Annotated in this window: 12 protein-coding genes; 4 read left to right on the top strand and 8 right to left on the bottom strand. The window is 60.7% G+C overall.

Features of this window, described 5'->3' with window-relative positions; all coding sequences use genetic code 11:
* Nucleotides 1-126 precede the first annotated feature (126 nt).
* Together radA and OQ287_RS13320 are read right to left on the bottom strand one after the other, a co-directional pair.
* Nucleotides 127-1512: a DNA repair protein RadA gene (gene radA, locus OQ287_RS13315; RefSeq protein ID WP_250938437.1), complete on the bottom strand. Its 1386-nt coding sequence runs from the start codon at nucleotides 1510-1512 to the stop codon at nucleotides 127-129.
* A gap of 89 nt (nucleotides 1513-1601) precedes the next feature.
* Entirely contained in the window at nucleotides 1602-2054 is a 453-nt protein-coding gene (locus OQ287_RS13320) for a copper resistance protein NlpE N-terminal domain-containing protein (RefSeq protein ID WP_250938436.1), read from the bottom strand.
* A gap of 296 nt (nucleotides 2055-2350) precedes the next feature.
* Between OQ287_RS13320 and fdhA the strand changes: the two genes are divergently transcribed.
* On the top strand, nucleotides 2351-3544 hold the full coding sequence (gene fdhA / locus OQ287_RS13325; RefSeq protein WP_250938435.1) for a formaldehyde dehydrogenase, glutathione-independent: 1194 nt from the start codon (nucleotides 2351-2353) through the stop codon (nucleotides 3542-3544).
* Nucleotides 3545-3711: 167 nt separating this feature from the next.
* Here the strand turns inward: fdhA and OQ287_RS13330 are convergent, their stop codons facing one another.
* Both OQ287_RS13330 and OQ287_RS13335 read right to left on the bottom strand, forming a co-directional pair.
* Nucleotides 3712-4815, bottom strand: coding sequence for an alkene reductase (locus OQ287_RS13330; protein WP_265896761.1), 1104 nt, complete (start codon nucleotides 4813-4815; stop codon nucleotides 3712-3714).
* Between the two features lie 125 nt (nucleotides 4816-4940).
* Nucleotides 4941-5213 (bottom strand): DksA/TraR family C4-type zinc finger protein, encoded by a 273-nt coding sequence (locus OQ287_RS13335; RefSeq protein ID WP_265896762.1) that lies wholly within the window; start codon nucleotides 5211-5213, stop codon nucleotides 4941-4943.
* A gap of 144 nt (nucleotides 5214-5357) precedes the next feature.
* Here OQ287_RS13335 and djlA point away from each other — a divergent pair, with 144 nt between their 5' ends.
* Complete coding sequence (djlA, locus tag OQ287_RS13340; RefSeq protein WP_250938432.1) at nucleotides 5358-6122, top strand: co-chaperone DjlA; 765 nt, start codon at nucleotides 5358-5360, stop codon at nucleotides 6120-6122.
* Between the two features lie 9 nt (nucleotides 6123-6131).
* Here the strand turns inward: djlA and OQ287_RS13345 are convergent, their stop codons facing one another.
* The gene (locus tag OQ287_RS13345) at nucleotides 6132-7724 is read right to left on the bottom strand and encodes a sulfatase-like hydrolase/transferase (RefSeq protein ID WP_265896763.1); all 1593 of its coding nucleotides are present in this window, start codon (nucleotides 7722-7724) and stop codon (nucleotides 6132-6134) included.
* Between the two features lie 132 nt (nucleotides 7725-7856).
* Between OQ287_RS13345 and hisC the strand changes: the two genes are divergently transcribed.
* Together hisC and gloA2 are read left to right on the top strand one after the other, a co-directional pair.
* The gene (gene hisC, locus OQ287_RS13350; protein WP_265896764.1) at nucleotides 7857-8921 is read left to right on the top strand and encodes a histidinol-phosphate transaminase; all 1065 of its coding nucleotides are present in this window, start codon (nucleotides 7857-7859) and stop codon (nucleotides 8919-8921) included.
* Nucleotides 8918-9334 (top strand): SMU1112c/YaeR family gloxylase I-like metalloprotein, encoded by a 417-nt coding sequence (gene gloA2, locus OQ287_RS13355; RefSeq protein WP_250938429.1) that lies wholly within the window; start codon nucleotides 8918-8920, stop codon nucleotides 9332-9334. The genes hisC and gloA2 overlap by 4 nt, the downstream gene beginning before the upstream one ends.
* Before the next feature lie 42 nt (nucleotides 9335-9376).
* Here the strand turns inward: gloA2 and OQ287_RS13360 are convergent, their stop codons facing one another.
* The 3 genes from OQ287_RS13360 to OQ287_RS13370 form a co-directional block, all read right to left on the bottom strand.
* Complete coding sequence (locus OQ287_RS13360; RefSeq protein WP_250938427.1) at nucleotides 9377-10759, bottom strand: GntP family permease; 1383 nt, start codon at nucleotides 10757-10759, stop codon at nucleotides 9377-9379.
* A gap of 376 nt (nucleotides 10760-11135) precedes the next feature.
* Entirely contained in the window at nucleotides 11136-11729 is a 594-nt protein-coding gene (gene wrbA, locus OQ287_RS13365) for an NAD(P)H:quinone oxidoreductase (RefSeq protein WP_265896765.1), read from the bottom strand.
* Nucleotides 11730-11848: 119 nt separating this feature from the next.
* Entirely contained in the window at nucleotides 11849-12862 is a 1014-nt protein-coding gene (locus OQ287_RS13370; RefSeq protein ID WP_265896766.1) for an aldose 1-epimerase, read from the bottom strand.
* Nucleotides 12863-12924: the final 62 nt, after the last annotated feature.

The raw sequence follows: 12924 nt of genomic DNA on the forward strand, positions 1-12924 counted from the left end.
TGTATAAGCAATGGTTCAGAGCCGGGCAGGCCCTTTTACAATATATTCTGACGTCATAAACGATGATCATGGGCCGTGGCCGGTGATCGTACTTCGAGTCTAGCGCAGGGCGGTCGATTAGTGACCCTAGAGTGCATCAAGGGCCTGCATCAGTTTCTCGACAGCCACCACCTCCATGCCCTCGGGGGACTTTCTGGGTATATTCGCCCGCGGCGCAATGGCTCGTGTGAAGCCATGCTTGGCAGCTTCAATCAACCGTTCCTGACCACTGGGTACCGGACGAATCTCTCCAGAGAGCCCAACCTCACCAAATACCACCAGCTCACGTGGCAGCGGCGTATTGCGAAGGCTCGAGACAATGGCCAGCAGTACGGCAAGGTCTGCGCTGGTTTCAAGCACCTTGACCCCGCCGACCACATTGACGAAGACATCCTGATCACCGGTAAACAACCCGCCATGCCTATGCAGCACCGCCAGCAGCATGGCCAGACGCTGGCCATCCATCCCCACGGCCACACGTCGCGGGTTGCCCAGCGAAGATTCGTCCAGCAGGGCCTGTACCTCGACCAGCAGTGGTCGGGTACCTTCCCATACCACCATGACGACGCTACCGGGCGCCTGCTCCTCCTGACGTGACAGAAAGATCGCACTGGGATTGGTCACTTCCTTCAGGCCGTGCTCAAGCATCGCAAATACGCCCAGCTCGTTGACGGCGCCAAACCGGTTCTTCTGGCCTCGCAAGGTCCGAAAGCGCGAATCGGTGTCCCCCTCCAGCAACAGTGACGCATCAATCATGTGTTCCAGCACCTTTGGGCCGGCCAGAGTGCCGTCCTTGGTAACATGCCCCACCAGCAACAGGACGGTATTGCTCTGCTTGGCAAAACGGGTCAGGGCCGCAGCAGATTCCCGTACCTGAGCCACACCACCCGGCGCCGATGCAATATCCTCCAGGTGCATGGTCTGGATGGAATCGATGATCAGTACTGCCGGCTGCTCCTTCTGCGCTGTAGCCAGCACGGTTTCGACACTGGTTTCACCCAGCATCCTGAGCCCCTGGGTAGGCAGTCTGAGACGGTTGGCACGCATGGCCACCTGGGAAAGGGACTCCTCGCCGGTGACGTACAGCACCTTTTTCTGTTGCGCCAGTGCACAGGCCACCTGCAGCAACAGGGTTGACTTGCCGGCACCGGGGCTACCGCCCAGCAGTACCGCCGACCCCGGCACCAGTCCGCCGCCGAGAACCCGATCAAACTCGCCGAACGTCGAGCTGAACCGGGGCACTTCCGTCAGGTCCACCTCGCCCAGGTCCGTGACACTGGGGGTTACCAGTCCGGCATAACCCTGGCGCGCAGTACTTCCACCTGCACTGCCACCACTGCCCGGTCGGGCCGGCGAGGAAAGGCGCACCTCGGTCAGGGTATTCCACTCCCGGCAGTTCGAGCACTGCCCCTGCCATTTGGAGTAGTCTGCGCCGCACTCGGTGCAGACAAAGGCACTTTTGGCTTTGGCCATTGCTGCTCTCTTGTCGTGTCTACCTGTCCGGGTCAAACCCGGCACATAAAAAAGGCGCCCATGGGCGCCTCCTGTTCAACGAGCCCGGCTTATGGCTGTTTTTTAAGCTGCAACGCCTGGCCATTTTCAAACCGGCGAAGCTGCGGGTCGATCAGTTCAAGCGTCTGCGGGTCGATGCGCTGGAAGTAATAGACCTGACCTTCACCATTGGGTGTCAGTTCATACACTGTTGCCTTGTCATCCGCCGGCGTACCGGTCATGACATCCCAGTTGCCTTCGTAATGTTCTGCAGGCGGGTTCTGGGGATGATTGACGTACTCGGCTTCAAGCGTAAAGGTGCGATCTGCCGGCTGCGCCTGATCGGTACCGGTCAGGTCAACGGTCAGGTCGATGCCATCGCAGTTGCGGCACGGCAGCGTACCCTTGTATTCGGCAGTCTGAGCGGCCGGTTTCTGGCTGTCAGGTGCCTGGGAGCCTGAAGTAGCACACCCGGCGAGCGCGGCAGTCATTGCGACACCGGCCAGCAACGTCCTGATTTGCATGAACTCTCTCCTGCTGATTGGATTAACGGGCCGCAAGGCGACCGGTCGGCCCTACAGCATAGCGGCAAGTAGCATAACCAGGCCACCCCCTGGCACGGATGCGTCACATTTCAATGCAGGCTGTAACGCAGAACAGGATTAAAACGGCATATTCGCCAAATCTTTAGTCTCACGAGGTCGCTTTTACTACATTAAATGCCGTTGAAGGACACGCCACTCCTCCATACCCCCCTATGCTGACTCAGCCTCGCCGTATCTCGGCCGGGACTTATCACACAGAACAAGGAGTGCACGCCATGTCTTCACATGCCAATCGCGGAGTGGTTTACCGCGGCGCGGGCAAGGTCAATGTTGAGTCCATTCCCTTTCCCGAACTGGCCCTTGGCAATCGGCAATGCCATCACGGCGTCATCTTGAAGGTATTGACAACAAACATCTGTGGCAGCGACCAGCACATGGTTCGCGGCCGTACTACCGCCCCTGAAGGGCTGGTACTTGGGCACGAGATTACCGGCGAGGTTATCGAATGCGGGCGTGACGTCGAATTTGTCAAAAAGGGCGACATCGTTTCCGTACCGTTCAACGTGGCCTGCGGCCGCTGCCGTACCTGCAAGCGTGGCGATACGCATATCTGTCTGAATGTTAATGGCGATCGTGCCGGCGGTGCCTACGGCTACGTCGACATGGGGGGCTGGGTGGGTGGTCAGGCCGAATACGTCATGGTGCCCTATGCCGACTTCCAGCTGCTGGTGTTCCCGGACAAGGAACAGGCCATGGAGAAGATCCTTGACCTGACCATGCTGTCGGATATTTTCCCGACAGGCTTCCACGGCTGCTACATGGCCGGCGTTCGTCCGGGTTCAACGGTTTATATCGCCGGCGCAGGCCCGGTCGGTCTGGCAGCGGCCATGTCCGCACAACTGCTGGGCGCCTCCTGCGTCATCGTGGGCGACATGAACGAAAAACGCCTTGATCAGGCACGCAGCTTCGGTTGTGAAGGCCTCGATCTCAAGCAGGACGCCAGCATGTCCGAGCTGATCGAAGGCATCCTCGGCGTACCGGAAGTCGACTGTGCTGTCGATGCCGTAGGCTTTGAAGCCAACTGTCATGGGCATAACCACAGCCATGAACAGCCGGCAACAGTGCTTAATGCCACCATGGAAATCACGCAGCCGGGTGGCCAGGTCGGTATCCCGGGCCTTTATGTCACCGAAGATCCGGGCGCTTCCACGGAAGAAGCCAGACACGGCAACATCTCGATGAAGTTTGGTCTCGGCTGGGCCAAGGCCATGTCGTTCCACACGGGCCAGACGCCAGCCATGCGCTATCAGCGTCAGCTGATGCAGGCTATCCTGCGTGACCGTGCTCCCATCGGCAAGGCGGTCAACGTACAGACCATCTCGCTGGATGATGCACCCAAGGGCTATGCTGCCTTTGACGGCGGCGCGGCACAGAAGTTTGTCATCGACCCGCACGGCCAGCTTGCCTGAACCTGAGCTGCAGTACCGATGCATAATGAAAGGCGACACAGTGTGTCGCCTTTTTTCATTGTGGCGGAAAACGCAGGGCAACCGCACACTTGAGCAATATTTCCAGCAGGTAACGCCCGGAGCAAGGCACCCGGGACAGGCCCGGGTGCTCTTTTCATGCGAGGCGCTTACTCGATCAGGAATGGATAATCGGTATAGCCCTTCTCGGCACCGCCGTAGAAGGTCTCCGGATCCGGCTCGGTCAGCGACGCCTCGCGACGGAAGCGCTCCGGCAGATCCGGATTGGCGATGAACGGCCGACCAAAGACAGCAGCATCGGCGATGCCGCGCGTAATCGTATCGTCTGCCCGCTCGGCCGTGTAGTGACCGCAGAAGAACAATGCACCACGACTGAAACGATCCCGCATGGCCTGACGGAATTCATCGGTCAGATGGATATCATCACCCGCCCAGTCAGGCTCGTTGATGTGCAGATAGGCAATGCCACGACGATTGACCTCTTCCGCCATGTAAAACGCCATTTCTTCAGGCTGCTCGTCGGTCAGGCCGAATATCTCGATGAACGGCGACAGACGAATGCCAACGCGTCCCGGTCCGAAGACCTCACTGACCGCGTCCACAACCTCGAGAGGCAGACGCGCCCGGTTTTCGATGGAACCGCCGTACTGGTCAGTACGCTGATTCGAACCGGTGGCCATGAACTGCTGCAGCAGGTAAGCATTGGCAGCATGTACTTCGACCATATCAAACCCGGCCCGTTTGGCCCGTACGGCCGCCTGGCGGTACTCATCGATCAACGCGGGAATTTCATCCGTCTCGATCGCCCTGGGGGTACTGGCGGACTCTCGGCCGGAAGAACCATCCTCGAATTCGATGAAGGCCTGAGCCCCCTCGCCGCGCAGGGCACTGGGCGCCAGAGGTGCCTGATTATTCGGCTGCACACTGGTATGTGAAACGCGCCCCACGTGCCACAGCTGCATGGCAATCTGGCCACCCCTGGCATGTACTGCTTCCACCACGCCTTTCCAGCCTGCTTCCTGAGCATCGGTCCAGATGCCCGGGGTGTACACGTACCCGACAGCAGTCGGCGAAATGTTGGTCGCTTCACTGATGATCAACCCCGCGCCAGCGCGCTGACCATAATAGGTTTCCTGCAGCGGGCCCGGAATGGTATCCGGCGTACGTGCACGCGTCAGGGGCGCCATCAGCACCCGGTTGGACAGGGTCAGGTCACCCACCTGAACCGGAGTAAACAGTATATCGTGAGCCACGAGGCCTCCTTGCGTTCGAAAAGTCACTATCCCCAGCATGGTAGTAGTTAGCAGACTTATCAAATGCAGCCCTGCTCATATAACGTCATCGGCTGTCTGCACGTCACCATCCCTGCCGGATAGCCCTAGCGCAGCTGGCTATCCTTGCTGCCACGCCGATTGAATCCTGCCCCGTTCCGAGGGCGTTTATCAGCCGCTGTCTGGCAGTCGATACACAGCCGCACGCCGGGCACTGCTTCGCGGCGCGCCTGCGCGATGGGCTCCTCGCACTCCTCGCAATACTCCAGGCTCGGCCCACGCTGCTGCTCAAGGCGCTGCCTTGCCTCCTGCACGCCATCTTCGACCGTGCTGTCGATCTGGTCCTGTACGGCACCATCCCTTGCCCATCCTCCGGCCATGATCACACCCTCCTTCTTCCACCTGCATGATGGCTGTAATGACCATTCAGTCTAGACGACCCTGCCCGTAAGGTTGTCTCCCAGGGTATAGTTGACCAAAACAAGCCTGACTCATTTTCCGTCTCATCGACTATTGGAATTGCCATGCTCTTACTGGTTATCATTTTTGGCCTTATCGGCTACGCCTTCGGCGGCTTCTGGGGCCTGTTGATTGGCGGCCTGATCGGCGGTGCCATCGGACGCTACGTGCGACAGCGCCTGATCAAGGCCCGCCAGCAGATACAGGGCCGTTACCTTGATTCCACCTTTGCGGTCATGGGATGTCTTTGCCAGGCCGATGGCGAGGTCACCGATGGTGAACTGAGCGCCGTCGAAAAGCTCTTTGACCAGTTTCGCCTTCAGGGCGAGCAGCGCGCCCAGGCCAAAGCGTCCTTCGAGCGGGGCCGCGCCGATACCTTTGATCTCGACGCGGACCTGGCAGATATCAAGCGACTGACACAAAGCCAGCCGGTACTGCGGCAGGTCTTTCTGCAGGTGCAGCTGTCGGCCATTGCGGCTGACGGTGTCCTGCATCCCAACGAGCAGGAAATGATTCTGCGGGTCGCACGGGGAGTAGGCTGCAGCGATGCGGAAGTCCAGCAGATCGAAGCCATGCTGCATGGCGCCAGGGAGCAGTCCCCCGAAGCATCGGCGGAAGCGCTCAGGGATGCTTACCGTGTGCTGGGTGTGGAAGAGGATGCCAGTGACGCCGAGGTCAAGAAGGCCTATCGCCGGTTGATGAGCCAGAACCACCCGGACAAGCTGGCCGGCAAGGGGCTGCCGGACAGCATGCGTGAAGTCGCCCAGGCCCGTACCAGCGAAATCGGCAATGCCTACGAGCGTATCCGGACGGCCCGCGGCAACGATTGAGGCCGCGCCTTACCGCTCGCGCCCCGTCACCAGCATGTGCCGGAACTGATCCATGCCCACCGGCCGCTGCCCTGCGGCCGGAATCATGCCTGACGTCCAGCCCCATTCGGTCGCCTCATCCAGCAGCGCATTGCCTCGCGGGGCCAGGATATGCATGGGCACCTGCCGGGTCGCCCTGTCGCCGGTAATGATCGACGCCGGCTGATGGTCTCCCAGAACGATCACGACAGGATCGGTCTGCTGATACGCCGTCACAAAACTGCCAATGACCTGAAGGGTGTAATCGATTGATTCAAGATACTGAGCGCGTACCCGCTCCGGGTCCTGCCAGACCACGGCGGGCGGGTCGCCTGCGACTGCCTCATCATTGAACACCCGCCCCCGATCCAGCTGATCCCAGTTTCTGAGCGTGGGAATCGGCGTCCAGGGCGCATGGCTTGAAATCAACGCAGCTTCGAGCATGACCGGCACATCATCCCGGGCGGCCAGCTCACGCTGATAGACCGAGGCCAGCGTGAACTGATCCGGCATGGTGACCCAATTGAACGGCCGCCCCTCATAGCCCAGGCTTCTGGCATCGTAAACCATGTCATAGCCATAAAAATCCGCCTCTGGCCACGCTCTGGTATTGGCAGGCATGGCCGCTACAGTTCGCCAGCCGGCCCGGCCGAACAGCTGCGTCAATGTCAGACGTGAGGTGCCTGTCAGCCAGTTGTAACGCCGTTGGCTATTGATCCATAGCCCCGATAACAACGTGGAATGGGCCAGCCAGCTCTGCCCGCCTACCGTTGGCGACTCGAGCCAGCCACTGCGCGCCTCGTAGTTCACCCGCCCCAGTGAGTGCTCGATGACTTCAAGCCGCCCGCGCACCCTCGCCTGATAGCGCGGGTCATCAAGGGCGCTGCGCCCATAGGACTCCACGAACAGCAGCAGCACGTCTCGCCCCCGCAGACCGGTAAAAAGCCGTGCCCCCGGCTGGTCGTCCGGATCAGCCTGCGCCACGCGTGCCTTCAGCTCGGCCAGCCCTTCGAGGTTGCTCCGGGACTCCCTGACGTGTGCCACGATGCTCGCCGTGGTTGTCGCCGCCCACCCGTTACCACCCAGGCCACCGATGACCAGCACCAGCGCACTACATCCAAGGCTGGCCGCCAGGGCGCGACGCGGCCATCCGGCGCCCCCTCGTGCGGCTGCCTCGAACCCTCGACCCAGCACCACCAGAACAAGGATCAGCAGAACCAGCAGCAGCAGCAGACCTGCTCGGGCCCACCCCACTCCGACCGTATTGGATAATACGTTCCACCCCGGGCCGAGCAGGCGCCAGTCCGATACCGGATCAAAGGTGCGCCAGTAGGCACCAAGGGCCGCCATGTCTGCCAGCTTCATTACCAGCATCAGTGTAAAAAGAAGGGCCAGCCCCCAGGCCAGCATGCGCCGCCCGCGCGCCGGAACCAGAACAAGCAGCGCCAGTGCCACGCCAGGCTCGAACGGAGGTCGCCACCAGGCCCAGGGGCTGGTCAGTGCCTCGAATTGCCCGGGCAGCAGCACGATCAATACGGCCACCAGCAAGCCGGCCAGGGCAGAAATACTACGCAGCGATGGCATGACAATACTTCCATCCGACAGGGGAGATACCGAGCATAACCGTTACAACAGCACATGACTTGCACCGTCTGACGCACAGCGTCACTATGAAGCTCCCTGTCCTGTACGCATTCTTTCAACAAGCGAGTCATCATGAGCCAGTTCTGGAGCCCTGCCGTGCGGGCGCTGACACCTTATGTGCCCGGCGAACAGCCCCGCGAAAAGCTGATCAAGCTCAACACCAACGAAAATCCCTACCCGCCGGCCCCGGGCGTTGCCGAAGTGCTTCGCGAGTACGCCATCGACCGCCTGCGCCTGTACCCGGACCCTGGCGCTCATGCGCTGCGTGAAGCCATCGCACGTCACCATGACGTCGCCGTGGAACAGGTGTTTGTCGGCAATGGCTCCGATGAAGTGCTGGCACTGGCCTTCAAGGCCTTTTTCGAACGCGACGAAGCACTGGCCGTGCCGACCATCTCCTACAGTTTCTACCCGGTATACTGCGACTTTTACGGTATCACCATGAACCGGCTGCCGCTGACCGAGGCCCTTGAGGTGGACCTTGATGCCTTCCCGACCGACTCGGGCGGCGTTGTCTTCGCGAACCCAAATGCCCCGACCGGCCACGCCCACTCCCGCGAGGCCATTGCCGGCCTGCTGGAACGCTATACCGAACGGGTAGTACTGGTGGATGAAGCCTATGTCGATTTCGGCGGAGAGTCAGTGGTTCCCCTGTTGGCCCGTTTTCCCAACCTGCTGGTTACCGGCACCTTTTCCAAGTCCCGTAGCCTCGCGGGTCTGCGGATCGGCTACGCCATCGGTTCACCCGAGCTGATCGACGGACTGAACCGGGTCAAGGACTCGTTCAATTCCTATCCCCTCGACAGCATCGCCATTGCTGCCGGGGTGGCTGCCATGCAGGATGACGAGCATTTCCGTGCCTGCTGCAACGCCGTGATCGCGACCCGGGAGCGCACCCGTGCCGCCCTTGAACAGGCTGATATTCAAGTACTGCCCTCCTGCACCAATTTCCTGTTCGTGCGACCACGCAGTATCGACGCAGAAGCGCTCTTTACCGGCCTGCGTGAACGCGGCATCCTGGTCCGTTTTTTCGATAAACCCTCACTGAACCAGTTCCTGCGGATCTCGATTGGTACCGACGATGAAATGGATCAATTGATCGATGCGATTTACGCCATGACAGGAGTCAATGCATGAGCCTGGGCTTGAAAGGCATTCACCATGTTGCGCTGATCACCGCCGACTACCCTGCGGCCAGGGCGTTTTACCTGGAGATCATGGGCGGTGAGGTAATCGAGGAGACCTATCGCGAGGCGCGAGACAGCTACAAGCTTGATGTGCGTCTGCCGGGCAACGTGCAACTGGAGCTGTTTTCATTTCCATCACCGCCGGCCCGGGTCGATCAGCCGGAAGCCTGTGGGCTGCGCCACCTGGCCTTTGCTGTCGCCGATATCGAAGGTGCCATCGCGCATCTGACGCACCATGGCGTCGCAACGGAGCCGGTACGTATCGATGAGCTGACGCACCAGCGATTTACCTTCTTCAAGGACCCGGACGGCACGCCGCTGGAACTGTATGAAGTGACCGCCGACACACCGCCCATTCTGTAGTGGCATACCCTGAAAGCGCCCCCGGGGGGCGCTTTTCAACCATTACAGGCTGGCCATGGCCACGATCACACTCAGCGCCAGCACCGGCCCGGCGACAGCCACCACGAAAATGTCCAGATAGGACTTGCCATGCGTCATGCCGCAGATGGCCAGCAACGTGACAACGGCCCCGTTATGCGGCAGGGCATCCAGCCCACCGGTGGCCACCGCGGTTACCCGATGGAGCACCTCGGGGGCAATCCCGGCAGCCTGGCCCAGCTCCATGTAACGTGCGCCCAGTGTTTCCAGCGCAATACTCATGCCGCCGGAGGCCGAGCCGGTAATCCCCGCCAGCAGATTGATTGACACTGACAGGGAAATCAGCGGATTGCCCGGTGCCATGGAGAGGATCATTTCCCTGAGTACGGCAAAGGCCGGCAGGGCAGCCATGACCGCACCAAACCCGACCAGGGACGCCGTATTGAAAATCGGCAGCATCGCATCCTGTGCCCCGGGGCCCAGCGACGCGCCCAGTGAGCGAAGGTGGCGCAGATTCAGCACAATCACCGTCAGGCAGGCCAGAAACAGGGAGGCAATGATCGACCATACCCCGATCACATCCTCGGGGCGGGCCGCCCCCCAGGCGGGCGTTGCCAGCCAGGCATAATCACGTCCGGGCAATATCAGCTTTGACAGCACCAGGTTCGCCGCCAGCACCACAATGATCGGTGCCAGCGCCTTCCATAACGGCGGCCGCAGGCCCTCCTCCTCGCTTTCCTGTACCGTCTCCTCTGCCGCCAGGCTGTCTGCAAACCCTTCCTGGTGACGATGCGCGACTGCAGCCCGCCGCTTGAGCCAGACATATCCCACGGCCATCATGATCAGCGATGCCACCAGCCCAAGCCAGGGCGCAGCAAAGGCCGTCGTTCCGAAATAAGGCATCGGAATGGCATTTTGAATCGCCGGCGTGCCCGGCAAGGCCGTCATCGTAAAGGTAAAGGCCCCCAGCGCAATTGCCCCGGGGATCAGTCGCGCAGGAATATCCGCGGCCTTGAACAGCGCTCGCGCGATCGGGAATACCGCAAACGCCACCACAAACAGGGACACCCCGCCATAGGTCAGCACGGCGCAGCACACCACGATAGCCAGAATCGCATGTCGCTCACCCAGCCGATTGACAGTCCAGTAGCCGATACTTCTGGCGGCGCCGGAAAACTCCATCAGCTTGCCGAACAATGCCCCCAGCAAAAACAGCGGAAAATACGCCACCACAAAGCGTCCCATCGACACCATGAAGATCTGGGTATAACTGCCCAGCATCGGCAACCCGCTGATACCAGCGGCAATCACCGCCAGCAGCGGGGCCAGAATCAGGAGCGACACGCCGCGCCAGGCCAGATAGATCAATAATCCCAGAGTAATAACAATCAGAAGAATACCCGCCATGATGACTCCTTTTGGCCTGTCCACTGACACCCCGAGACAACAGTATCCCGTGGGCATGGGACGTTAATTTAGACCAAATTAATACAAGCGCATCATGATGGCTTTGGCAAAAACGATACGGCTCGTTCATCTCGAACAGGGTGGTCCAGCACCTCGCTGATGACAGGGCCTGTTAACAAGACAGACAACAGCCCGCCGCCACCGCGTGTTGACAGAGCAGATTACCGTGCCCTCGCGAGGCGGTGCCGGTATCAACGGCAGACAGGCCAACCATGGCATATCGCGATGACGTGGAATGACGTGCGCCACTTTCCAGGGCCCGGAAACTGAAAAAGCGCCCCGAAGGGCGCTTATTGCAACATCACCATCATTCAAGTCAGGCCAGTCTGGCCGCCGTTTCCGCGACCAGCTTGCCCTGATAGCGGGCAATCGCCAGCTCCCGATCATCCGGCTGACGAGAGCCGTCACCGCCGGCCAGGGTAGTCGCACCGTAGGGCGTACCACCACTGACCCGTGAAATATCAAACAGCTCGTCGGTGCCGTAACCGATCGGCACCAGCACCATCCCGTGGTGGGCAAGGGTCGGCCAGAAGGTAGTAATGGTCTGCTCTTCACCGCCGCCGGTGCCGGTCGAGGCGAACACACTGCCAACCTTGCCAAAAAGCGCCTTGCTCGCCCACAGCCCGCCGGTCTGGTCCAGAAAGGTACGCATCTGACCGGCCATGTTGCCAAAGCGGGTCGGAGTACCGAAGATGATGGCGTCATGATCGGCCAGTTCCTGCGGCGTAGCCTCCGGGTGAGCGTAGTCGGTCAGACCGCCCGCATTTCTAACGGCTTCCTCGCTCATCGTTTCCGGCACACGCTTGATGGTCACCTCGGCGCCGGCGCTGCGCGCCCCCTCGGCCACGGCCTCGGCCATGGTTTGAATGTGTCCATACATTGAATAATAAAGCACCAGTACCTTGGCCATTACGTCCTCCTGATTACACGCAAAAATCCTGATTCCTGTTGAGCGTAGAACGGTTACTGCGTGTACAAAAACGAAATAATTCCACGCTACGCATCGATTTTTTGAATGCGATACCGAGCTCAGGCCACGGCAATGTCCGGTGCGCCCGTGGCGGTTTCTCCCAATGGGCGTTCAAGGGACACCGTGGCACCGAACTCACGACGCTGGCCCGGCTCAAGTGCCAGGGCAGTGCGCCACTCTTCCCGGTTGAACGCATCCGGCATGAACTCGTTCGGCTCGATGGCCAGTGACTTGCGCGGCCGGTACGTCAGCGGATCGCCGGTAAACAGATGCACCACGCCATGCTCCTGACGAACCACCACGGCATAATCCACGCCAGGAGCGCTCAGTTCGGACACGACACCATCCCCCACCACCGCTGGCGACACGGTATAGCACTGATCCACCACCTGCCCCTCCAGCTGCAGCGGCATCGGAGGCGCCGGATCAAAGGCCTGCTCTCCAGGCAGTGGAATCAACTCATCGTTGGTGACCACGGTCTGACTGGCCGGCAACCTGACACTGCAGGCATCAAGCTTGCCTCCCGGCGGCAGAAAGTACGGGTGCCAGCCCAGCCCGACGGGAGCGACCTCCTGGCCGACATTGGTTGCTGCCAGTGACCAGTCGAGCCGGTTCTCGGCGAGGGTCAGGGTGAGTTCAAGCAACAGGGGAAACGGATACCCGGGCAGGCAGTTTTCGGTCAGCGACAGCGCCCAGCACAGCTCCGCGTGCACGTCATCAGCCTCCTGATGTTCAAGGGTCCAGGGAAGCTGCCAGGCGATGCCATGCAGAGCGTGCTTGCCCTCGTCATGAGGCAGGCGATGAGTGGTGCCATTCCATCCGTAATGGGCACCGGCGATCCGGTTGGAAAAGGGAGCCAGTACCGCACTTCGCGCCCCATCACCGCTGTCGAACTCCTCGTCACTGGCATAGCCGTCGATGACGGATTCCAGCCGCCCTTCCGGGGTGCGCAACACGAGTTCGGTCAGCGTCGCCCCCCGGGCCGACTGCACCAGCCGACATGCCCCGTCCTGATCGCGAACCTCAACGGCCGGTGCGCCGTGGCGTGTTTTCTGCGTAATCACAAATCCCATGATGCTCTCCCTTGCCGGACGGCAGGTCTACGCTGCGTCCTGTGACTGTGCCAGACTGTTCT

Origin of the sequence: Larsenimonas rhizosphaerae (assembly GCF_026240105.1) — a bacterium.
GTDB classification, from domain to species: Bacteria; Pseudomonadota; Gammaproteobacteria; order Pseudomonadales; family Halomonadaceae; genus Larsenimonas; species Larsenimonas rhizosphaerae.

What these genes read in the sequence shown, in the direction of transcription:
- wrbA (WP_265896765.1), bottom strand. Translation starts at nt 11,729, where the DNA reads ATGGCCAAGGTACTGGTGCTTTATTATTCAATGTATGGACACATTCAA.
- fdhA (WP_250938435.1), top strand. Translation starts at nt 2,351, where the DNA reads ATGTCTTCACATGCCAATCGCGGAGTGGTTTACCGCGGCGCGGGCAAG.
- OQ287_RS13360 (WP_250938427.1), bottom strand. Translation starts at nt 10,759, where the DNA reads ATGGCGGGTATTCTTCTGATTGTTATTACTCTGGGATTATTGATCTAT.
- hisC (WP_265896764.1), top strand. Translation starts at nt 7,857, where the DNA reads ATGAGCCAGTTCTGGAGCCCTGCCGTGCGGGCGCTGACACCTTATGTG.
- OQ287_RS13320 (WP_250938436.1), bottom strand. Translation starts at nt 2,054, where the DNA reads ATGCAAATCAGGACGTTGCTGGCCGGTGTCGCAATGACTGCCGCGCTC.
- OQ287_RS13345 (WP_265896763.1), bottom strand. Translation starts at nt 7,724, where the DNA reads ATGCCATCGCTGCGTAGTATTTCTGCCCTGGCCGGCTTGCTGGTGGCC.
- djlA (WP_250938432.1), top strand. Translation starts at nt 5,358, where the DNA reads ATGCTCTTACTGGTTATCATTTTTGGCCTTATCGGCTACGCCTTCGGC.
- OQ287_RS13370 (WP_265896766.1), bottom strand. Translation starts at nt 12,862, where the DNA reads ATGGGATTTGTGATTACGCAGAAAACACGCCACGGCGCACCGGCCGTT.
- radA (WP_250938437.1), bottom strand. Translation starts at nt 1,512, where the DNA reads ATGGCCAAAGCCAAAAGTGCCTTTGTCTGCACCGAGTGCGGCGCAGAC.
- OQ287_RS13335 (WP_265896762.1), bottom strand. Translation starts at nt 5,213, where the DNA reads ATGGCCGGAGGATGGGCAAGGGATGGTGCCGTACAGGACCAGATCGAC.
- gloA2 (WP_250938429.1), top strand. Translation starts at nt 8,918, where the DNA reads ATGAGCCTGGGCTTGAAAGGCATTCACCATGTTGCGCTGATCACCGCC.